18 protein-coding genes are annotated in these 24,181 nt (G+C 39.8%); all 18 read left to right on the top strand.

Features of this window, described 5'->3' with window-relative positions; all coding sequences use genetic code 11:
* The first annotated feature begins 201 nt into the window (after positions 1 to 201).
* Positions 202 to 705: a hypothetical protein gene (locus SD1D_RS07515; RefSeq protein ID WP_058258353.1), complete on the top strand. Its 504-nt coding sequence runs from the start codon at positions 202 to 204 to the stop codon at positions 703 to 705.
* An 822-nt stretch (positions 706 to 1,527) separates the two neighbouring features.
* Positions 1,528 to 1,701, top strand: coding sequence for a hypothetical protein (locus SD1D_RS12185; protein WP_157893111.1), 174 nt, complete (start codon positions 1,528 to 1,530; stop codon positions 1,699 to 1,701).
* Positions 1,702 to 1,716: 15 nt separating this feature from the next.
* Complete coding sequence (gene ltrA, locus SD1D_RS07510) at positions 1,717 to 3,015, top strand: group II intron reverse transcriptase/maturase (protein WP_058258352.1); 1,299 nt, start codon at positions 1,717 to 1,719, stop codon at positions 3,013 to 3,015.
* A gap of 430 nt (positions 3,016 to 3,445) precedes the next feature.
* The gene (locus SD1D_RS07505) at positions 3,446 to 3,655 is read left to right on the top strand and encodes a helix-turn-helix domain-containing protein (protein WP_014256634.1); all 210 of its coding nucleotides are present in this window, start codon (positions 3,446 to 3,448) and stop codon (positions 3,653 to 3,655) included.
* A 27-nt stretch (positions 3,656 to 3,682) separates the two neighbouring features.
* On the top strand, positions 3,683 to 6,526 hold the full coding sequence (locus SD1D_RS07500; protein WP_058258351.1) for an SNF2-related protein: 2,844 nt from the start codon (positions 3,683 to 3,685) through the stop codon (positions 6,524 to 6,526).
* Between the two features lie 15 nt (positions 6,527 to 6,541).
* Entirely contained in the window at positions 6,542 to 9,676 is a 3,135-nt protein-coding gene (locus tag SD1D_RS07495) for a site-specific DNA-methyltransferase (RefSeq protein ID WP_058258350.1), read from the top strand.
* Positions 9,676 to 12,924, top strand: a complete 3,249-nt coding sequence (locus tag SD1D_RS07490; protein ID WP_058258349.1) for a DEAD/DEAH box helicase family protein — start codon at positions 9,676 to 9,678, stop codon at positions 12,922 to 12,924. The genes SD1D_RS07495 and SD1D_RS07490 overlap by 1 nt, the downstream gene beginning before the upstream one ends.
* Before the next feature lie 75 nt (positions 12,925 to 12,999).
* Positions 13,000 to 15,048 (top strand): ATP-dependent nuclease, encoded by a 2,049-nt coding sequence (locus SD1D_RS07485; protein ID WP_058258348.1) that lies wholly within the window; start codon positions 13,000 to 13,002, stop codon positions 15,046 to 15,048.
* Positions 15,033 to 16,721 carry a UvrD-helicase domain-containing protein gene (locus tag SD1D_RS07480; protein ID WP_058258347.1) on the top strand — a complete coding sequence of 563 codons (1,689 nt, stop codon included), beginning with the start codon at positions 15,033 to 15,035 and terminating at the stop codon, positions 16,719 to 16,721. Before SD1D_RS07485 ends, SD1D_RS07480 begins: the two co-directional genes overlap by 16 nt.
* A gap of 432 nt (positions 16,722 to 17,153) precedes the next feature.
* Positions 17,154 to 18,626, top strand: coding sequence for an IS21 family transposase (gene istA, locus SD1D_RS07475; RefSeq protein WP_058258346.1), 1,473 nt, complete (start codon positions 17,154 to 17,156; stop codon positions 18,624 to 18,626).
* On the top strand, positions 18,619 to 19,305 hold the full coding sequence (locus SD1D_RS07470) for an ATP-binding protein (protein WP_058258345.1): 687 nt from the start codon (positions 18,619 to 18,621) through the stop codon (positions 19,303 to 19,305). The genes istA and SD1D_RS07470 overlap by 8 nt, the downstream gene beginning before the upstream one ends.
* A gap of 258 nt (positions 19,306 to 19,563) precedes the next feature.
* Positions 19,564 to 20,142 carry a P27 family phage terminase small subunit gene (locus SD1D_RS07465; protein WP_058258344.1) on the top strand — a complete coding sequence of 193 codons (579 nt, stop codon included), beginning with the start codon at positions 19,564 to 19,566 and terminating at the stop codon, positions 20,140 to 20,142.
* Positions 20,143 to 20,145: 3 nt separating this feature from the next.
* A complete protein-coding gene (locus SD1D_RS07460; protein WP_334293270.1) occupies positions 20,146 to 21,381 on the top strand; it encodes a site-specific DNA-methyltransferase in 1,236 nt (411 codons plus the stop codon).
* A gap of 90 nt (positions 21,382 to 21,471) precedes the next feature.
* Entirely contained in the window at positions 21,472 to 22,161 is a 690-nt protein-coding gene (locus tag SD1D_RS07455) for a hypothetical protein (protein ID WP_058258342.1), read from the top strand.
* Entirely contained in the window at positions 22,154 to 22,378 is a 225-nt protein-coding gene (locus SD1D_RS07450) for a DUF4314 domain-containing protein (protein ID WP_058258341.1), read from the top strand. The genes SD1D_RS07455 and SD1D_RS07450 overlap by 8 nt, the downstream gene beginning before the upstream one ends.
* A gap of 142 nt (positions 22,379 to 22,520) precedes the next feature.
* Positions 22,521 to 23,420, top strand: coding sequence for an amidoligase family protein (locus SD1D_RS07445; RefSeq protein ID WP_058258340.1), 900 nt, complete (start codon positions 22,521 to 22,523; stop codon positions 23,418 to 23,420).
* Positions 23,421 to 23,464: 44 nt separating this feature from the next.
* Positions 23,465 to 23,923 carry a gamma-glutamylcyclotransferase family protein gene (locus SD1D_RS07440; RefSeq protein WP_058258339.1) on the top strand — a complete coding sequence of 153 codons (459 nt, stop codon included), beginning with the start codon at positions 23,465 to 23,467 and terminating at the stop codon, positions 23,921 to 23,923.
* On the top strand, positions 23,916 to 24,104 hold the full coding sequence (locus SD1D_RS07435; protein WP_058258338.1) for a DUF5049 domain-containing protein: 189 nt from the start codon (positions 23,916 to 23,918) through the stop codon (positions 24,102 to 24,104). The genes SD1D_RS07440 and SD1D_RS07435 overlap by 8 nt, the downstream gene beginning before the upstream one ends.
* Positions 24,105 to 24,181: the final 77 nt, after the last annotated feature.

Genomic DNA, 24,181 nt, shown 5'->3' with positions numbered 1-24,181 from the left:
AAGAAATAGAAAAGGCAATATTGGAATATATAAAGGATTAAAAAAAGGTGAAAAGATATATGAAGCTTGAAACTGAAAATGCATAATGATTAAATTTGAGAAAATAAAGGTTAATGAGAATTTAATGGACATCGTGTTGTGCTTCGCAGGAAAAGCGATTAATAGAGTATATAATGATATTAAAGGAAAGGAGGTTTTGATATGAATAAAAGAAACGTAATTGTACCTGCTGTAGTAGTTGTTGCTTTTATTGCTATCATATTTGTAGCGGTAAATGTGATAAAAAAGGATGATAGAAAAGAAAACATAGAAAGAAATTACGGGATTTCCCACATAGAAACAAAGATAACTTCAAATGGAGTTGAAGAAACTAAGCCGGAAGATGCTGTTCCGCAGAAAGAGCAATTACTTCAGAATCTTGAGGATAAGGGATACGATATTGAATACTATGATACCGTTTTTGATAGTGATATTCCCTGTTATAGAATTTATGCCACGAAGGATAATGAATTTATTGATATCTGCTATGGTTTAACAGAGGAAAATGCGGAAACAGCTTTTTATGAATATGAAAAAAGATATGACAAGTATTACCTTATGGCAATGAACGGAACCTTTGTTTATTGTATCAGTGATAAAAAAGTATTTAAGGATGCAGGATTTAAAAGCCTTGCTAATAATGGAATACAATACATTAATCATTAGAGAAATGATTTACTTTTAGTAAGGATATTGATTTCCAAAAAAAAGATTTTTATATGATCGGTCTGTGGAACTACAAGAGTATGATGGACAGCTTGTTAGGCGACTTATTGAGAAAATAACAGTACATGACGATCGCTAGTTGTAGAGTTTAAGTCTGGCGTTGAGACAGACATCTAAATTTAAGAGTGTGGAAAGAATAGCCGCTAGTGAGTGAGGAAATATCCTCACTCAAGATATACTGAGGAAATGTACAAAAATATGCTGGTAATAATTATTTCGAATTTTAACAAAGAATGAACATTGATGCTGCAAATTTAAATTGGTTCCAAAAGACAAAATGCATAAATATATCTTCAAACGATATTGACATGTTCCCGCAAACGACAATTTCTCAAAAATCACCGAAAAATCCATTGATATGTTTTCAAAAACAGATACTATAAAAAATTGCCAACTGACATTAATTCCATAATCTCAAGTCATGTGGAGAGCGTAGTATTGATGTGTGCGTCCAGCTAAGCTGGCAAATGCTAGCAGGTGAAAGTCCTGCAGTGGTAAAGGTAGGGCAGCCACTTAGTCAGTAACCAGCGTATGAAATAATTTATGCGTTGAAGCGTTACGGAATGCTCTAAAAAGAGCAGACAAACTGGCGGGTCGTAACATGAAGTGAATACTGCCGCACCGTTATTGACATTCCCGAAAGGGAACAACAGGGAGTCGAGCTGAGACATCAACAGCGAAGACAGCAGACGGTATGAAGAACCCTAAATGCAATACCTAAGAACCCTGCGGTGTAGAGGTAACGACACGTCAGGAAAGTATTTGTCGGAACTGGAGAGAGCCTACTTTGCACAGGAAACTGTAAAGAGGAAGCATATAAGCAAAAGCGAAGTTGCTTTCTGCAAAGAGGCAGTCAGAAGTGCTCATAGTACCAAGGATTGTACAGACAACAAAACTGTGCATAGGGAAGGGGCACAACTTTATTCAAGTCTGTAAAGGAGGTAGGTACCGGTGATTGCCGAAAAAGCTATAAACACCCATGAAAAAGTACGAGACTTCCAAAACAGACTATACCTTACAGCCAAAGCTGACCGAAAGAGAAAGTTCTATGCGTTGTATGACAAGATATACCGTAATGATATCTTAGAAGAAGCATGGAAACGGGTAAAACAGAATGGTGGAGCGGGCGGTGTCGATAAAGTCAGCATTGAAGACGTGAAAGCATACGGTGAGGATAGATTGCTGTGTGAGATAGCGGAAGAATTGCGGACAGAGAAATATCGGTGTAAGCCTGTCAGACGAACCTATATTCCAAAACCAGATGGTAGAAAAAGAGCATTGGGGATACCTACAATTAAGGACAGAATAGTACAGATGGCGGCAAAGATAGTGATAGAGCCTGTATTTGAAGCCGACTTTCAGTCTTGTTCGTATGGATTCCGACCGAAAAGGAATGCAAAACAGGCAATAGACAAGATTTATGAAGTAGCCGATAAAGGTGGAGCATTATGGGTAATAGATGCTGACATAAGAGACTACTTTGGGAGCATCAACCATGATAAACTGCTTTTATTAGTCAAACAGAGAATAACTGACCGAAGAGTGCTGAAACTGATAAAAGGCTGGCTGAAGGCAGGAGTGCTGGAGAACGGTCAATACAGTGAAAGTACACTTGGAGCACCACAGGGAGGAGTTATCTCACCGCTGTTATCCAATATATATCTAAATTATTTTGATGTATGTTGGAGTAAAAGGTTTGGACATCTGGGAGAGTTGGTGCGATACGCAGACGACTTTGTGATATTGTGCAAGCGGTTATCTCAAGCAGAAGAAGCTCTATGTGCGGTAAAAGGGATTATGAAAAAGCTGGAATTGACATTACACAGTGAGAAGACAAGGCTTGTCGATATGTATTTTGGAAAAGACAGCTTTGATTTTCTTGGATTCAACAACAGATTTCAGCGATTCAGAAACAAAAGCTGGCAGTGGTATTGGACACTACAGCAGGTACCGTCCAAAAAGGCTATGAAGAAAATGAGGGCCAACATCAAAGAGGTGTTTGCAAGCCCGAGCAAACTGCTGTTAAGCATGGAAGAAATGGTGAAGGTGCTTAATCCTAAAATCATTGGCATGAGAAATTATTATACCAGACGGTTTGCCAGACCATGGTTATGGAAGATAGACAAGTATATCAATTTCAAATTTACCCGATGGTACAATCGGAAGAAACAACGCAATTACAGGCTTGGGAATGCGGCTAAGGTCAGGGAATTGACTTTACAGGCAGGACTGGCAAGTATTTGCGGTTGAATGCTGAAGGAAGAAGAATATCGGAAAGCCGTATGCGGGAAAACTGCACGTACGGTTTGATGAGGGGGCGGTGGTAACCCCACTGCTCTACTCTATCAAAGCCTTAACCTTTGATATTACTGGCTTTTCGCGTTTACATTCAACTAGTCTACTCGAGAGAAAGGGTAAAATGCGTATATGGGAACATGTCGAAAACTCATATTTAATCCCCCAAGATTGATGGGGTTGAGTTAACACATTAGATAATGCCCATTTTTACATAGGATTGAGTAGCCAGAATGGATGTACTTTTTATAAAATCTGTCGATATTGTATTTAGAATAATATTTATTTAAATCCAATTTAAAAATCATGCGAATGTAAAGAATTTATTTGCATTATTATGAAACGAATGATATTATACAGTTATAAATAACTATAGGTGATTATCATGGCAATCAGTTATAAAAAGCTTTGGAAACTATTGATTGATAGAGATATGAAGAAAAAAGACCTGCAAAAGATTGCAGGTATAAGTTCTGCAACAATAACAAAGCTTGGCAAAAACGAAAATGTGAATACTGAAGTATTAGAAAAAATATGTAGGGCTTTGGAATGTGATATAAGTAATATTATGGAAATTATACCAGATAATAAATGAAAACGATTAAATACTAAAGGAGAAGCAATGATTACAAGATATCATGCAATATACTATGCACGTGTTCTTGCGCAAAGAGCAATAGGCGATAATATAGACAGTTTGTCACAATCATTATTAAATGCCGCTGTGGATATAAATCCACACCAAATTGAGGCGGCTTTATTTGCGTTTCGTTCTCCGCTCTCCAAAGGCATTATTCTTGCCGACGAGGTTGGTTTGGGAAAAACCATAGAGGCCGGATTAGTGCTGTGCCAATACTGGGCTATTGGTAAGCGGAAGATAATTGTTGTTTGTCCTGCTGCCATACGAAAACAATGGAGTTTTGAACTGACAGAAAAGTTTGGTATTGATAATGAAATCCTTGATTCAAAAAATTACAACGAATATGTCCGCATTGGGCGTAATCCGTTTGACAATAAAAAGGTTGTCATTTGTTCTTATAATTTTGCTGCCCGAAAAAAAGATGAAATACGTTTGTTTGGCTTTGACCTGGCTATTATTGATGAGGCGCATAAACTGAGAAATGTATATAAAAAGAATAGTGTCACAGCACACGCTGTTCGGGAAGCTCTTGAAAATGTAAAGAAACTGCTCCTGACGGCTACGCCGTTTCAAAACAGCCTTATGGAATTATACGGACTAACCTCCATAATAGACGAAAACATTTTTGGCGATGCTAAATCATTTCGTGCCAATTATGTGTATGAAGAGAATTATTCTGAACTGCAAATGAGGCTTGCACCTTATTATAAAAGAACTTTGCGAAAAGACGTGGTGGAGTATATAAACTATACCAAACGTCTGCCTTTGACACAAAAATTTGATTCTACTGATTTGGAGTTTGAGTTGTACACAAAGGTTTCGGAATTTTTGCGTTCCGACAACTTATATTCTATACCTGTAAAACAGAAAATGTTGACAACAATGATGGTTAGAAAAATACTGGCATCTTCTACATATGCTTTGCTCGGCACATTGGCTACCATAAAAGCACGCCTGGAAAAAATGCTTGAAGAAAATAAATACCAGCAGTTTGATTTGAATGAGATTTTTGATGAGGATGAGATTGAACTTCTTAATGAAAATGAAGAAGATAATATCGATAGTGATGCTAACTTGCCTACAGAGGATGAAATAATAGATACAAAACAAATACAAAAAGAAATTGCAGCAATACAGTCATTTATAAATTTGGCTGAACAAATTAAGCATGATTCGAAAGCTAAAGCACTCCTTATAGCATTACAGAAAGCATTTGAACAGATTGAATTAATAGGTGCGAATCGTAAAGCACTTATTTTTACAGAATCAAAACGAACGCAAGCATATTTGAAAGAATTTCTTGAGCAAAATGGATACCGGGGAAAAATTGTTATTTTTAACGGATCAAACTCGGACAAGCAATCAAACGAGATACTGGAGGCTTGGCTTAAGGCTAATGCCTATACAGGCAAAATAAGCGGTATCCGCGCGGCGGACCGACGTGCCGCCATTGTTGACTATTTTAAGGACAAGGCGGAAATTATGATTGCAACAGAAGCTGCTGCGGAAGGATTAAACCTGCAATTTTGCTCACTTGTTGTGAACTATGATTTACCTTGGAATCCACAGAGAATAGAACAGCGCATTGGCCGCTGTCACCGCTACGGACAAAAAAGCGATGTCGTCGTTGTAAATTTCGTAAATCAGCGTAACTACGCCGATTTACGTGTATTCGAGCTGCTAAATGATAAATTTAAACTGTTTAGCGATGTGTTCGGGACATCCGATGAAATACTGGGTCAAATCGACGGTGTTGATTTTGAAAAGCGTATATGGCTCATATACCAGGAATGTCGGACCGAAGCTGAGATCAGTGCTGCGTTTGAAAAACTTCAAGCCGAACTGGAAAGTAAAATTAATACGCGCCTGAAAGACGTAAAAGAACAAGTACTGAAAACCTTTGACGTGGAAGTTCAGGAACGGTTGAGATTAGCAAAAGAACACACCTGTGCGTTCATAAACCGTTACGAATATATCTTCTGGGAACTGACGAAATTTATTTTAGGAGATAAAGCGGTTTTCAACGATAGCAACCACTCTTTTATATTAAAAGAACGTATTGGAGAATCTCCAAAAGGAAAGTATTGTCTTATTACAAGTAAAGAAACCGAGGGGATACCTTACCGTCTTTCTCATCCGCTTGCGCAATATGTGCTGAAGCAGGCTTCAGCTATAAAAGTTACGGGTGGTAAGATTATATTTTCTCCATTGGAAACAGAATTAAATGTAACTTTGCCGGAGGATTTGAAAGGAAAAAGCGGATACCTGCTTCTTTCGTCATTGGATGTTTTGGCATTCGATACAGAACAATACAGCTTATTTACGGCATATACAGATGACGGACAACCATTGTCTCAGGAATTATGTGAGAAATTGTTTCTTTGTGCCGGACGTGAAGTCAAACCAACAGGACTTACCCCTGTACAACAGCGTAAATTGAAAGAGAGTGCAGAACAGCATCGAAAAGGGAAATTACAGCAGATTGACTCGCGAAATCTCTTATATTTTAAGGAAGAGGAAGAACGCATCTTCCAATGGGAGAAGGATATGATAAATAGTCTGGAAAAAGAGCTTGATACGATTAAGCGGCAAATCCGTGAGCAGGAAAGGTTAATACGCAATGCTGTAACAATAGAGGAGAAAATTGCAGCAACAAAAAAATTAGAACAACTCGAAAGCTTCAAGCGGCGAAAGCGCAATGAGCTTGCCGATCGAGAAGATGAAATAGCAAGCAAACGCCGCAAACTGTTGGCTGAATTGGACAGCCGAATGATAAAACAAACTCATCACGAGGATCTATTCGCCATTGAATGGCAGATTGTATAAAGGAGTGAGAACGCGATGAATCAAAATACGAACGAAAAATTGAACCGATTTATTAACCTCTTGGAGGAAATATTTGAACTTGACAAGGCAGATTTGGATTTCGGAATCTACCGTATAATGAATATCCGCAGGAAAGAGATTATGAAATTCCTCTCGGAGGATTTGCCAAAAAAAGTGAAGGAAACGCTTACTCCGTTTGCCCAAAATACCGGGGAAATAAAAGAACGTATTGCAGCTATTGAAAAACAAGCTGCTGAACTTGGTATAGAGATTAATGCAAGCCCGAAGCTAGCAGAAGAATATGCCCGTTACAAATCACAGCTTGCGTCGGGTACAGACTTGTCTTCACTTGAAACAGATGTGTACTCAGCACTTTATAAATTTTTCAGCCGTTATTATGATGAAGGTGATTTTATCTCTAAACGCCGCTACAAAGAAGGCGTTTACGCAATTCCTTATGAGGGTGATGAGGTAAAACTTTACTGGGCGAATGCTGACCAGTATTATATAAAGACCACAGAAAACTTTCGTGACTATACTTTTATTGACAACGGTAAAAAGGTACATTTCCGTCTTGTTGATGCAACTACAGAAAAGAACAATAACAAGGAATCCGACACAAAAAAGCGCGAGTTTATGCTTTATAAAGAAACGCCGGAGCGCCCTGAACTTAAGACAATTGAAGAAGTTGACGGCGAATTGGTTATCCGTTTTGTATATGACATACCCGATGATAAAAAAGTAAATTGGTATCAAGCCAATCTTGCTGCAATATCGGACGCAATTGCAAAGCAGTTCAAAGACTGGTACCACTTGCTCGCACCTGCTTCCAGTGTAAAAAAGGAAACTCGTACGGTATTGGAAAAGCACCTGAGTGCCTATGTTGCTAAAAACACTTTTGATTATTTCATACATAAGGATTTACGCGGCTTTTTAACCCGCGAACTGGACTTTTTTATAAAGAGCGAAGTCATTCATCTTGATGATATTGATACTACCGATGAGAAGCGCGCTGATAGCTATCTTGCCAAGGTGAAGGCAATCAAGCGTGTCGGTAAGATTATTATTGACTTTCTCGCACAAATTGAGGATTTTCAGAAAAAACTGTGGCTGAAAAAGAAGTTTGTTGTTGATACAAATTGGTGTATAACGCTCGATAGGGTGGACGAAAAATTCTACCCTGAAATTATCGAAAACGAAGCTCAAATTGCCGAATGGCGGGAAATGTATGCGATTCATGAGATTGAGGGCAACCTTACGACCGTCGGATATTCCGAGCCGCTGATGATAGAATTTCTGCGCCAAAATAAGAACCTTGTCCTTGATACCCGCCATTTTTCTGCCGATTTTAAAGAACGCCTGATTGCAAGTATTGACAATCTTGACGAACAGACGGGCGGATTGCTTATTCATAGTGAGAATTTTCAAGCTTTATATTTACTGTTAGAGAAATATCAACGTAAGATCGGGTGTATATATATTGATCCACCATATAATACGAAAACCTCAGAAATCCTCTACAAGAACGGGTATAAAGACAGTTCCTGGCTTTCCCTTATTTCTGAAAGAATAGCCTTGGCTGACCAATTAATCCCGCTGGGTACGATTGTAACAACTGCAATTGACCACGCTGAATTATATAATCTCGGCAAGTTCTTGGATGAATTCTATGATTCCGAAAATAGAATTGCTATTGTTACAGTGCAACACAATCCGAAAGGACGCAACCAAGCTGAGTTCTTTTCTGAGAACACTGAGTATCTACTATTTTATGCAAAAGGCAAAGACCAAGCAGCCTTTAATGATGTAGCAATCGATGAGGATGTAAAAGAAACTTTCACCGAGCAAGATGAAAAAGGAAGATTTAGATGGGAACCCTATATCCGGGCGCGTTCATCATGGTCAAGAGAGAATAGGCCTGATAACTGGTATCCTATTTATGTCAGTAAGGATTTAAAAGTGATAACTAGTGAATATCACGAAGATTATTACGAAGTTTATCCTATAACAAATACAGGAGAATTCTCTTGGAAGAATATAAAACCTACGTTTGATGAGTTGAATAAAAATGGTTATTTTAAGGCTGAAATCGAAAATGGTAAAATCGTTATATATCATCAATATAGAGAGAACCAAGTGCTTAAAAATCTTTGGATTGATAAAAAATATCAATCAGAATTTAACGGCACAAACTTGCTAAAAGATATTTTTGGAGAGAGCGGACTATTTTCATATCCTAAATCTGTTTATGCTGTTGAAGATGTAATAAAATTGTCTGCACCGCCCAGTGGTATCATTCTTGATTACTTCGCCGGTTCCGGTACCACAGGTCATGCCGTTCTGAACTTAAACCGAGAAGATGGCGGAAATCGCAAATACATTCTCATCGAAATGGGTGAATACTTCCACACAGTTACGCTTCCTCGCATGAAAAAGGTTATCTACTCCGCCGATTGGAAAAATGGTAAACCGCAAAACCGTAACACAGGCGTGAGTCACATTATGAAATACATAACTCTTGAAAGCTACGAAGATACGCTTTCTAATATCGAGTTGGATGACGACAAACACCAGCTTGCGATGAAATTAGGCGATGAATATATGATACACTATATGTTTGACTACGAGGCAAAAGAGAGCATGCTCTCGCTGGATGCTTTCAACATGCCTTTTTCCTATAAACTAAAAATTATAGAAAACAACGAAACGAAACCTAAGACTGTTGACTTATGCGAAACTTTAAACTATTTGATTGGGCTGTCGGTTATCCGTCAGTCGGCGACAACCTGGTTTAAAGTTGTAAAACTGACTGAAGAGGAATGGAAAAGAGAAGGCTTATACGAAGGAGCGGTCAGATTGGAGCGGGATAACAGCGGCGAGTACGGCTTTAAGCAAATTGAGGGCAGACTACCTGATGGCAGACGAGCGCTTGTAATCTGGCGCACCATCACAAGTGACTTGATACAAAGCAATGCTGCATTAGACTCATATTTCACAAAATACAGGATTAACCCCGCTGACCGTGAGTTTGATGTTATCTATGTCAACGGTGACAACAACCTTGAAAACCTGCGCCTGGATGACGAAAACTGGAAAGTGCAGCGTATTGAACCTGTATTCAGGGAAAAGATGTTTGAGGAGGCGGAATAATGGCAAAAAGAAAAAACGCTGCTCCTGCCTTCAAATGGAGCGACCAATTAATTTTGTTTCGCTACTTCCTTAGCCTGTTTGGTAAAGACAGCCTTGCTGCACTTGCTGGCAAAATGAACAGCTCTGAATACGAAGGCTTTGACGAAAACCAGAATACATACTTTTGGGGCGAACTGGATTTATTGCTGATGCGACAGGGTGCAGAGGCAAAAATCAGCCGGGATACTCTGCGGGAATATGATGAGCGTATTTGCCGCTATGTCAAGAAAATTGGCGAAAAGCGCAGCGGAATAAAACTGAAGTATTTTCAGTATATAGCCTGTCTTTTCACCGAAATGTATCTTGATCGCTATTTTACCGACAAAGAAGCCTTTGCGGCTGACTTGAACGCTTTTATCGAAAAGGTTAAGGTAGAAAGTTTCGGTGCTATTGATATTGAGCCTTTTTCACCGGAGAATATGAATAAATTGGCATTTATGTGCGCCACCGGCAGCGGCAAAACACTGATTATGCACATAAACATCCTGCAGTTTCGCTATTACCTGAAAAGGGCGAAGCTGACCAACCCGCGCTTGGACATTAACAAAATTATTGTCCTTGCGCCGAACGAGGGAATGTCAAACCAGCATTTGGAGGAGTTGAAACTATCGGACATATCCGCAGAGCCTTTCTCAAAGGGCGGCTTTGGCACAACCGCTGATGTTATTGTTATTGACATGAACAAGCTGAAAGAGGAAGGTAAAGTCAAAACCGTTTCAGTTGACAGCTTCGAGCAGAACAACCTCGTGCTTGTGGACGAAGCACACCGCGGCCTCGCGGGAGATGTGTGGTATGATTACCGCTCACGACTTTCTGCGGATGGCGGATTTGCCTTTGAATACTCTGCAACATTAAAGCAGGCGATGAAATCGAACAAACCAAGCAATATTTCTCAGAAAGAATGGAAAGAACGCCTTGATGAATATTTTCGTTCAATTATAATTGATTACTCTTACAAGTACTTTTATGAAGACGGATACGGCAAGGAATACCGCATTTATAACTTGCGGGACAGTATTGAAGAGGAACAGAGGCAGTTATACCTCGTAGGCTGCTTGTTGTCATTTTATCAGCAATTGAAGTTGTTTTGTGAAAAAGGCAAGGAGTACGCACCTTTTCGAATTGAAAAGCCTCTACTTGTTTTTGTGGGCAATCGTGTAACGGCAAAAACATCCGTCGCAGAAATGACCGATGTTGAGGAAGTATTGGACTTTATTGATAAGTTTGTCAACCGCAAGGAGCAAACCATAAACCGAATCGACACTGTGTTAAGTGGTGACACCGGACTAACCGACAGCGCCGGCCGGGAACTTTTTTCCCAAAACTTCAACGCTCTAAATTCTTTGTTCGGAGGAACTCCTAAAGCTGAAGATGTTTATAAGGATATTCTCCGCCTTGTTTTCAACAGCGATACCACATCTGACTCCCCACGCCTGCACGTCATAAACTTGCGTCAGGTACAAGGAGAAATTGCACTCCGAATTGGTTCCGACGGCGAATATTTTGGTGTGGTAAGCATTGGCGACACGGCAGGCTTAATTAAAAACTGCGAGGCAAAAGGTATTACCACCGGAACAGAGGAGTTTGTTTCTGAATCCCTTTTCCGCAACATCAACGAACGAAATTCGAACATAAATATTCTCATTGGTTCACGCAAGTTTACCGAAGGCTGGAACTCGTGGCGTGTTTCTACGATGGGGCTTATTAACTTTGCTAAAGGCGAAGGCTCACAAGCCATCCAGCTTTTTGGACGCGGAGTTCGCCTGCGTGGCTACGGTGGTTGTTTAAAACGCAGTCACAGATTGGATGACAGCTCTGTTATCATACCGAAATATATTGAGCTGCTTGAAACGCTGACTATATTCGGAATAAAAGCCCAGTATATGGAAGACTTTAAAAGGTATCTTGAAATGGAGGATATGCCTGCCAACGAAAGGCCGCACGAGTACACGCTTCCTGTATTAAGCCGGTATAATCCCGATGAGCACAGAGAATTGCGGGTCATCAAAGTTAAAGAGGGTGTAAACTTTAAAAAACAAGCTGCAAGACTTTTACTCGGTAAACCTGACGAGGGGTTTTTACGTTATTTGAACAAGAACAAGGTGATGCTCGATTGCCGTTCAAAAGTGCAGAAAATTGAATCTACATTCAGCATGCAGATTGAATCTATCCCCGAAGAACATACAATTGATAAGCAGTATATACCATTCCTCGATTATGACCGCATTCTTGACGAACTTGAAACCTATAAGAACGAGAAGTTTTATTATAATATTTCTATTACTAAAGATGGTATCAAGGATATTTTAGAAACTGACGGTTGGTATTTGCTTATCATTCCGAAGAAGCACCTCGAACTTGACAGTATGGAAAAGCTTGTTCTTATAACTGACATAGCCATTATGGTGCTGAAATGTTATATTGATAAGTTCTACAAATACGAAAAAGCAAAGTGGGAGGACAGGTTCCTTGAATACCAGGAATTGAGTGACAGAGATGGAAACTTTGTTGCTGAATATAAACTTTCGTATTATGATGCCTATGATGGTGATCCAACCGCCGGGACAGTGGAGCAGTTTGTTGAGGATTTGAAGGCTCTGCTTAATCAGCATAGCGGTATACCAAAATATGAAAAAGGTATACTTAGCAATTCACTGATAGCTTTTGATTTCCGGCATCACCTCTACACACCGCTCATCTGTCTGAGAGCGGGTGGTTTGAAACTGACTGTATCACCGGTCAGTCTGAATGAAGACGAGAAATGGTTTGTTGATAAACTTAAGGCATATGTAGATGCAAATGCTGCAATTTTCGAGGGTAAAAAACTATACTTGCTCCGCAACAAGAGCAAGGTAGGAATGGGATTCTTCGAAGCAGGCAATTTTTATCCGGACTATGTGTTATGGATTGATACGCCCGATGCGCAATATATTTCCTTTGTTGACCCAAAAGGATTGCGTTATTTGCAATGGGATGATCCCAAGATAGAGTTCCATGACACTATTAAAGAACTTGAAGCGCGCCTCCAGCCCTCAAGCGGTGATAAGAAAATTGTGCTGAACTCTTTTATAATGTCTTGTACCCGTTCCGAGGATTTGCGTCAGTGGTGGGGAAAAGGCAAGCTGGAACGTAGAGCGAAGAATGTGTTTTGCCTTGATGAAGACGACTGCATCGATGGTATGATAGCGAAAATATTAAAATTGGAATAGCTTATTTGACATATGTAAACTATGTTTTTTATCATTATTATTTATTAATCATCGTGTGTTTTTGGAGGGATTGTTATGTATATTGCTGATATTGAAATAGAAAATTTCAGAGGGTTTAGCGGCAAAAAAGTAATTGAATTCAATGATAAATTTAATATTTTCATCGGTCATAATAACTCAGGGAAAACAACGATTATTAAAGCTCTCCAAATCCTGTTTGATACTTCTTATCCAAAAAAGCTTGGCATCCATGATTTTAATCGAAAAATATCTATCGAAGATTTAAAGGCTAATCCTCCGCGTGTCAAGATCTCATCAACTCTTAAGGAAAGCGAAGGTGAATCTATATATTCCGAGGATATCGTTTTAGTTTCAACTATGCTGACAAAAATTCAGCGGCCTTACGAAGCTAAAATAACTTACGAATTTTTTCTGCCTGAAAAGGAAATTGAAGAATATAAGACTGCAATGGCGGCCATTTCCAGTACGAACATCGAAGAATATTGGAGTGAAATCGAGCATTCCTTCTTAAGTAAATATGTATGGAAGTTATACGGCGGTGATGATAAGTTAAAAATGGTAGTTGATAATGATATTCTGAGTAAATTTGATTTCGAGTATGTACCACCTATCAGAGACGTTGAAAGAGATTTAAGTACAGGGAGTAATTCTCTTTTAAAAGAAGTCATCGACTTTTTTATCGATTATGAAATCAAAAATGATACTACAAAAACCAAGGATGAAATTAAAAGCGATTTGCAAAAAGTGAAACGAGAATTTGCTGAATCGTCACAGCAACTAATGTCCAAATTACAAGGTCGTCTTACTGCTGGTGAAAAACATATCGTGACATATGCGAATAAAACCGGTGCGTCTTATGACGAAACTTCGCCTCATTTCAGCGGAGTTTTAAACGAAACAGCTCTATACTCCGCTTTAAGACTTAATCTGGAAGATAAAACAGGTATTAAGCTGCCACCAACCAACAACGGTTTGGGCTATAATAATCTGATATACATTGCGTTACTACTTGCAAAAATGCAAAAAGGAGCTATGGGTGAATATTATGGAAGTAATGCTAAACTATTTTCTATCTTGGCAATAGAGGAACCGGAAGCACACCTGCATCCGTCGCTTCAATATCGGTTTCTTAAATTTTTAAATGACAATATGAAATCCAATGTAAGGCAAATATTTATCAGTACACATTCACCTAACATTACTGCAGCTTCTAAATTAGATAATCTTATTGTCCTTAATAAAGAAAAAGATGAAATTGAAATTGCTTATCCAGGCAGAGTCTTTGATCTGAAAAACAAGGATGATAAAGTCTCAAAGTCATATGTTGAAAGATACCTTGATGTAACTAAATCTGATATGCTATTTGCCAAAAGAATTATCTTGGTCGAAGGCATTAGTGAACAACTTCTGTTGCCTATATTTACTCGATATCTAAAAAGAGACTTGGTCGACAGTCATGTTACTGTTATCAATATTGGAGGCAGATATTTTTCACACTTCTTGAAACTTTTTGATAGAGAAAGAAGTGAGTATGCTATAAATAAACGGGTGGCGGTAATTACCGATTTAGATCCGGTAAGAAAGAAAAAGAGTATCAAAGACGCTCGATATTCCTCATGTTATCCATTTGAATTGAATAAAGATAATAGTTATGAATATAAAGCTACTTCAAATGATATTGTCGATCTTTATTCGGATCGTAAAAAATCAATTAGTGTTTTTACTCAAGAGAAAAATATTGGCTGTACTTTTGAATATGAACTATTACTGTACAATTTCACTTGTAAAGAATTGATTGTACCGAGTATTAGTAACAAAGAAACTCTACTATATCTAATGGATAATTACGCTTTAGAATATGAAGAATTGGTTGCGACCATAGGCGATAGCAAGGGATGTAAGCGCATAAAAAAAGGCTTGGAAGGTACGAAAAATAAAGCTCAACTCATTGCTGCATTATATTTGCTTAATGTTAGTAAAGCCGAGTCTGCTCAGGAAATAGCCGAAGTTTTATATGAAAAAGAAGCTGATTATCTTAAAAGCTCTTTCGTGTTTATGATACCGCCATATATTGAGGAGGCTATCAAATGGGTTCTGGAATAATTACCTTAAGAGATAGTTATGAGAAAATTGATATTGAACATCATTTTAAAGTTAATGCTGGACCGGGAGCAGGAAAAACTACGTGGCTTATCAATCACATTCGAAATGTAGTTCAGCATTCCAATCGCCTCGGACAAGTAAAAAAAGTGGCCTGCATTACATATACCAACGTTGCAGCAGGTAAGATTATTTCGAATCTCGGTGATGCATGCGAATACGTTGAAATTGGTACAATTCATTCTTTTTTATATAAACATATTGTCAAACCATATGTTTCATTTTTAAATATTCCGGAATTAGCTGTCAAAGAAATAAAGGGGCACGATGATTATGGTCCAAATAAATCGATTCTGTACAGCGTAAAGGAACAATCCAAACAAGTATATTTGAAAGATAAAGATCTCTTGGAAGCTTTACTTGATTTACAGTGGAAATTTGACAGTAAGGGCATTTTGCAAGTCTTACCTCGTAAAATATTTAAATTTAAAATTAAAAAAGAAACATATATCATCTATAAAAAAATCTGCTGGAGCATGGGTATATTGCACCACGACGATGTCTTATACTTTAGCTGGCGTCTTATTAATGAATTTCCTTCTATTCTTGATATTTTAAGGGCTAAATTTCCATATATTTTTGTTGATGAGTTTCAAGATACTAATCCAATTCAAGCGGAAATATTAAAAAAAATAGCAGAAAAAGAAAGCATAGTTGGCGTAATAGGAGACAAGGCTCAATCGATATACAAGTTTCAGGGAGCTGATGTCAATCAGTTTATTAATTTTAATCTTAATGGAATGAAAGAATATAAAATTGAAGGAAACCATCGCAGCACAGAAGAAATTATCAGTATTTTGAATATCGTAAGAAATGATCCAACATTTGTTCAATATAGTCCTGAAAACAGACATGGATGCAAGCCTCGAATAATGGTTGGCGATGTTATGGCGACTTATAAGCGGGCTAAGCAAATTTGCGGCAAGCAGACCCTATGGACGCTTTGCTATAAAAATGTTACATCAAATTGTTTAAAAAATGGATATGATGTAAAAGATGAAAATATTATTCTGGAAGATATTATAACCAACGATAGCAATCCAAAACGTGCAAAACAACTCTATTATGTTATTTCTTCTATTGAAAATGCCAGAGATAACAAGATAAAGGATGCTCTTAAATTCATGAAACGAGCAATGCGTAAAGAAGATGCTGACCGGACGGCCTTATATCAATTACAGTATTTTCTTGATAATTATGAGATTATCAAAGATAAGACACTTACAGAATTCTATAATACATATTTTGATGAAAAAGTATTTGACAAAAGCAAAATCACTAAAGGAAGCGTCAAAGACTTTTACGATTCGAAAAAATACAGCGATATGGCTCTTGCTGTCAAAATTGACGATGATGATTGCATAAACAGAACGATCCATAAAGCCAAAGGTGATGAGAACAACTGTGTTATGGTTATTATTCCAGAGAGCGATGATAAAACTAATTATGGGCTTGATTTCATACTAAATCCTAATATTGCTTTTGAAGAAAATCGTGTTTATTATGTCGCTCTTAGTCGTGCTCGAGAAAAACTTTTTATCTCAATTCCAAAAATAAATGACGAAGTAAAAGATAGGCTTATGAAAGTTGGTTTTGAAATAGAAAATTGCTCATAGTATATGCAAACGCTAAAGGGGTAAATTGGAAATTCGGTATTATTTGTACGAGAAACTCTACTGGTTGGAAAAGCATTACGTGAAATATGTAAAATGCGCACCTTTACCCTTATCGGGTTGTCAGGTTGTGCATAATATTAACAAGGGTTGTAATACAGTGGAGTCAGTGATATATATATAAGATTGTTCCTGCGAAAGGATTAAAACCACACATTTTATTTTAATAATCAGAATTTATCAAGTAATAAGAGTTGCTATGAATAGTAAATTGCAGGATTAAAAAAACATTGACATGAGAAGAACACCCAAATGGGTGTTTTTTGTTTTTATAATTAAGTCTGGTTTATAGACCCCTGATAATGAGGTGATGCCTATGCTTGTACCGCTATAGATGTTCGGCCTTAATAACAAAACCAAAGGAGGAAATCAATAATGATTGGAATCGAGCAATACCGAAAAATCCAGGAGTACAAAGCACTTGGACTTGCTCAGACAAGAACCGCAAAAGCACTGGGGATAACCTATTCTTCTGTCAGCAAATACTGGAATATGAGCGAAGAAGATTATGTAAGGGAAGCTGAAAAGGAAAGGTACCACATGGATAACTATCGTCAGTACATATTGGAACATTTGAAAATTTGTCCACAAATGAGGGATACAAACATCTATATCAAATTGGTGGAGGCCTTCCCTGATCTACAAGTTAAACGAGCTACATTCTACCGCTATATGAAAGCCTTAAGAGAACAGCACGGGTATCCGCATGCCAGTAAACGTAAAACCTCACCCCGTGAAATTTCTCCGCCGGGATATGAAGCGCAGGCGGATTTTGGTCAATACAAACTTAAGGATATGTACGGGCGAATTGTACGAATATATTTCTTTTGCATGGTTCTGAGTTATAGCAGAATGAAATTTGTTTATTTTTCACCGGATCCCTTTACAACCAAAACAGCCATTAAAGCTCATAACTATGCATTCCAATATTTTGGAGGAAGAACACAGACTATTCTTTATGACCTTGACCGTGTCTATGTAGTCAGTGAAAATCTGGGGAATATCATATTCGTACCCGCCTTTGAAGAATATGTTAAGCGTATAGGTTACAATGTTTCGCTATGTAGACCAAGAGATCCTCAAAGTAAAGGCAAGGTTGAAGAGGTGATTGGATACATAAAGCAAAGTTTTCTTGAGGGCAGGATATACACCGGAATTGATAGCCCTAACAGTGCTGCCCTTGCATGGTTAGATAGGGAAGGCAACGGGCGAATACATACTGTGACCAGAAAAGTGCCGCGTGAAATGTTCATGGAAGAGCAAAAATACCTGTTCCATGTCAAACCTTATTCCGAAGTATCAAGCACTGTTGCCTCCTTTGATAAGGATGGAGTGGTAAGTTATAAAGGCAACCGTTATCTGATTAATACAGGTATGATGGATGCTCATAAACGCATTCGCATTGAAGATGATGGTGAAATGTTTTTGTTCTATGACGCTGAAACAAATGATTTATTGGCTAAATATCCAGTCACAGAAGATACCGGGCAGTTGTTCAAACCAGAAGAAAATTACAGCAGAGACAGGGTTTCTTTAACCATCATAAAACAATATTTTGCAGAATACGAAATAGCTCAGGAATTCATTCGCCGGATGGAGCAGCAACAGTCGAAATATTTTAATACACATTGCATTCGATTATACCGGATGACAAAGTTTTATACAATTGGACAATTGCTTAATGGAATAGAATACTGTATTGATACTGAACGCTGCAGTGCCTATGAGCTTTTGGCTTATCTCATGTATCAGTACGGAGAGCATATAGCTAAGAAGTTTTTGCCGAATCAGCAGTATTTTAACCATTTGGCGAGGAGTAAAGAAATAAGGAGGGAAATCGATGGCTGATATAACAGAAATCCGTGAATTGGCCCAAAAGCTCAACCTTTGGAATATCGCAAGGGGATACATTGATTTGAACGATGAGAAACTATCAAACCTTGACTATCTTAAGATGGTGTTAGAAAAAGAATTGGAGATTAGAGCCAGGCAAAAACACACCAAGCTGAGGAAGGCGAGTAAGCTTCCAAACAAAGCATTTGACGCATCGAACTCAAACAAGGGCTTAAAATGGCAGATTAAACAGTTATCCAACCTGACATGGCTTAAGGAAGAGCAAAACTTAATCCTGCTGGGAAAATGCGGGACGGGTAAGACCGGTCTTGCAGCGCAGCTTGGAGAAACTGCAATCAGCAATGGACATAAAACCTATTATGCGCCTTTTGATAATTTTATCGCAGTGGCAGAAAAGAAAGCCACAAATTCAAAAGCAGAAGCGATCTTTTCTTATATGCAGGAATGTGACTTAATTATTATTGATGATGTCTTTTATGTGGAACCAACCAGGGCAGAACTGCAGGTTTTCTACCGGGCAGTTACCTTTCTTAATGAAGCCAGAAGCATTATTTTTATAACCAATCGTGAACTGTCAGCATGGATAGATGCAGTTGAATACAAGCACCTTTGCCAGACTTTATTGGACAGAATGACGGTCAATTGTCAAATTGTTCGTCTGACTGACAAGTAAATAAAAACACTCACTTCTTTTTTAACAGGGGCAAATACCTCGTTTGAAAACAATGCCGAAAAACGGCTTAAAATAGATGCAAAAAATCTCACGAAATTCAAAGAACTGCTTAACTTTTGAGATTTTCTGCAGTTTATAGGGTAGGGGGGTCTAAATCTCTACCACTTTTCACCCCGGAAACGGGCGTGGGGTCACGCGCGAAAAAATTCAGGTTCAAACGGGGTATTAAACCCTGCCACAGCAAGGAGGTGAAGGCACGTGGCAAAAGACGGTACAAATAGAGGTGGGCGCCGCGTGCGTGCCGGGGACAAACCACAACCTCTTGCGGAAAAGATCGCAGCAGGTAAAGCCGCACGGATTTTGGAGGCGCCAGAGTTTAAGCCAGAGTCCATGCTCGAAGCAAGCGAACTGGATGATACAGCAGACTTGAATGGTGAAGATATGCCGACGCCGAGTGAATACCTCAGCGCACGGCAAAAAGATGGTAAACCACTGGGTGCTGATGCCCTATTTATCGAAACATGGAAATGGCTCAAGGAACGTGGTTGTGAAAAATTCGTAAATCCCAGACTCGTCGAAGCCTATGCACAGTCGTTTACACGATACATCCAGTGTGAAGAAGCAATAAGCACATATGGCCTTTTAGGCAAGCACCCAACAACAGGAGGTGCGATTGCCAGTCCATTCGTGCAAATGAGTCAGTCATTTCAAAAACAGGCTAACCTGCTCTGGTATGAGATCTTTGACATAGTCAAGCAAAACTGTACCACGGCTTTCATTGGTAATCCGCAGGACGATATTATGGAAGCTCTGCTTTCAGGTAGGAGAGGACGGTAGAAGATTGTGAATACAACTGAACGATTAGAAAAAGTAAATATTGATAAGCTGGTGCCATATGCAAGGAATGCTCGTACACATAACAAGGAACAGATTCTCCAGCTTCGTGCGAGCCTACGGGAGTTTGGTTTCGTCAATCCAGTCATAGTGGATAAAGACTTAAATATAATCGCAGGGCATGGCCGTGTTCTTGCTGCTAAAGAAGAAGGTATCACCGAAGTTCCATGTGTATTTGCGGAACATCTGACCGAAGCACAGAAGCGAGCATACATAATCGCTGACAACCGCCTTGCCTTGAACGCAGGATGGGATACTGAAATGTTATCGGTAGAACTTTCTGAATTACAAGGTGTAGATTTTGATTTGTCGCTCTTGGGCTTTGACGATGCAGAGTTAAATAAGCTGTTGGGCGGTATTGAGGATGTCAAAGACGATGACTTTGATGTGGACGAAGAACTTTCAAAACCTGCTATTACGAAGCTGGGTGATCTGTGGCTACTTGGACAGCATCGGCTCGTGTGTGGTGACAGTACTAAGGTAGAGACCTTTAATCTGCTCATGGGCGGAAAGATGGCCAACCTAACGGTGACTGATCCTCCGTACAATGTTAACTACGAAGGCACAGCCGGAAAGATTAAGAACGATAATATGGCGGATGAAAAGTTTTATCAGTTTCTTTTAGACGCGTTCACCCTCACTGAAAAAGCGATGGCGAAGGACGCGTCTATTTATGTATTCCATGCTGACACCGAAGGGCTTAATTTCCGTCGTGCTTTTGATGCCGCCGGATTTTACCTTTCCGGCACATGTATCTGGAAGAAGCAATCGCTGGTGCTTGGACGATCACCGTATCAATGGCAGCATGAGCCAATCCTGTTCGGCTGGAAGAAAAACGGTAAGCATGCCTGGTATTCCGACCGCAAGCAGTCAACCATCTGGGAGTTTGACAAGCCCAAAAAGAATGCTGACCATCCCACGATGAAGCCGGTTCCGCTGGTGGCCTACCCTATCCTAAACTCCAGCATGACAGGGTGTATTGTACTAGATCCATTTGGTGGTTCGGGAAGTACCCTTATCGCTTGCGAGCAGACCAAGCGGATTTGCTATACAGTAGAATTGGATGAGAAGTTCTGTGATGTAATCGTAAAACGATATATCCAGCAGGTTGGCAGCAAGGATAATGTGTTTCTCATTCGGGACGGTATGAAGATGGCTTTCACCGAGGTTGAATCAGCCTGATGCACATTTATTCCTGCTCAATATTACTTGCTATTCCACAGCTTTAGAGTGATATATGTAATCACCAAAAAGCTAAGGAGGCTAACGAAAATGGAAGCAAGATTCAATGTATCCGGCGAGGCAAGAAAAGCACTCGCCAAGGCAATAGGAGAAGCCCTCGGCCTTGAACCTGTTTATAAAGGTGCACCGAGCTTTGCCTATGTTGTAGGCAATATCAACATCAGCAAGGATGGGACTCTTTCATGTGATGATCGCACGGACGAGATTACCATCCAGAACTTACTGAAAAAACTTCTGGAACTCGGCTTTACCTACGAAACTGACGAAGCAGGCACCGGTGAAATGTGTGACACGCTTACGATAGAAATGCCGCTTGATGGGTTTACCGACTCAGCACTGGAGAATCTGGAACGGCTCATTGCAAGCAAAGAGTCTCTCATTAAAAAGGCAATCGGAGTAGATAAGTTGCCTATCGAGCGGACAGAAACAACAATTAGGTTTCCATGGTTCCGCTTCGGGATTGAGCCAGAGGAGCTTTCTGCTTACTCTCGCTTTATTGGTGCCCTTTGTGCAGCTGCAAAGGAACAGCACCGCGTGACTGCTAAGGATAAACCTGTTGAGAATGAAAAGTTCGCTTTTCGAGTGTTCCTGATAAGATTGGGCTTTGTGGGCGACGAGTATAAAACTGCGCGAAAAATCCTGCTCAGAAACCTATCTGGTAATAGCGCATTTAAGAATGGTGCTCCAGCCAAAGTGACGGAGGTATCAGATTATGAATAAGTTCCCTTCAAAGGAGACTGTGGAGAGACTACGAAAGCAATACCCGGCTGGAACTCGTGTTGAATTGGTACGGATGAATGACCAGTACTCTAAATTGAGACCCGGAGACAAAGGTACAGTGGACTTCGTGGATGATACGGGTACGATATTCTGTACTTGGGATAGAGGTTCAAGCCTTGGTGTCGTGTATGGTGAGGATTTAGTGAAAAAGCTGTAAAGGATTAGGCTAAGTACGGGCTCCCCTACCCATATATTTGTGTATTTTTTCTCCTGAATATTGCTTGCTATATAAGCCTTTTAGAGTGATATATGTACATGCCGAAAGGCACAAAGCATACAAGTACAGGAGGAAAATCAAGGTGTTGACAAGCAGATTTGGAATAGAAATTGAATTTACAGGTATTACAAGGAACGAAGCAGCAAGAGTTGCTGCTGAATACCTTTGTGGGACAATAACCAGCATAGGCGACTATTACGACACCAAGAAGGTCATAGCGCCCGACGGACGAGTTTGGAAGCTTATGAGTGATGGAAGTATCTCATGCCAAAAGCGAAACGGCCGTCGAAAGGTAACGGCTACTCGTGAATACAGTGTGGAACTGGTAAGCCCCATCCTCACCTATCGAGAAGACATAGAATGCCTGCAGGAATTAGTCAGACGGTTGAGAAAAGCCGGGGCCTTTGCAAATGCTTCCTGCGGTATACACATTCACCTAGACGGTTCCAACCACACACCAAGGAGCATTCGAAACTTTATAAACATCATCGCCAGCAAGAATGACCTCTTTTACAAGGCACTTCAGATAGCGCCGGAGAGGATGAGCTACTGCAAGAAGATGGACAGCATACTGGTTGACAAAATGAACCGTCGCAAGCCTAAAACCATGCGAGCGATTGAGGAAATTTGGTATGAAGGCTACAGTGAAAGCCGCGACAGGCATTATCACAACAGCCGCTACCACTTCCTGAACTTACACAGCTTTTTCACCGGTAATCACACAGTAGAGCTTAGGGGTTTTAACAGTGAGCTACATGCTGGCAAGATAAGAAGCTATGTGGTTTTAGCCTTAGCCCTTAACCATCAGGCGCTAACACAAAAATGTGCTTCAGCAAAGAAGCCGCAGACAGAGAACGAAAAGTTCGCAATGCGTACTTACTTGAACCGCATTGGCTTTATCGGTGAGGAGTTTGCAAACTGCCGCGAACACCTGACAGCACACTTGAACGGGTCGGCGGCATGGCGATTTCGGGCGGCCTGAACCGTCCGAGAAACCTAAGCTTAAGAAGGAGGATACAAAGAATAATGGATAAAAAACTGTACATTGCCTACGGCTCAAACCTTAACATAAAGCAAATGGCGAACCGGTGCCCCACAGCAAAGGTAGTGGGTGCCAGCATGCTGAAAGATTGGCGGCTCCTGTTCCGGGGCGCACATGCGAGTGCGGTGGCAACAGTAGAACCCTTTAAGGGCGGAAGCGTTCCTGTATTGGTTTGGGAACTAACTTCTACAGACGAAGCTGCGCTCGACCGCTATGAAGGTTGGCCCTTTCTTTATCGAAAGGAAACGGTAAAGGTAAAACTGGGGGGAAAGAATGTCAAAGCTATGATGTATGTGATGAACGAGGGTAGACCGCTTGGCCAGCCAAGTTGCTATTACTATACCACTATTTTGGAAGGCTACAAGGACGCGGGCTTTGACTTGGATATCCTGCACCAGGCCACCATTGACTCTGCGGAGAAGGAGATACCTACTGATGAATGAAAAAATTAAGGAGCAAATCCTCGCTATACGAGATAGTGGTGTCACAAATATGTTTGATGTGAATCGTGTGCAATATGAAGCAAACGAGCGCGGCTACTACGAACTGGTAGCTTACCTTATTGACCATAAAGCTGAATACTGTCGTTTCATTTTAACCGGTGAAACGCAAGAAGCAGACTAAAAGAATAAATAGGTAAAGGCAAAGGGCTTCTACGGAGGCTCTTTTATTTTGCCTATTTTTATAAAGGAGGCGGCGCA

This window comes from Herbinix luporum (genome assembly GCF_900070325.1).
Lineage (GTDB): Bacteria > Bacillota > Clostridia > Lachnospirales > Lachnospiraceae > Mobilitalea > Mobilitalea luporum.
The sequence above is the reverse complement of the archived record's forward strand: the minus strand, read 5'-3'. Positions and strand labels throughout refer to the sequence as shown.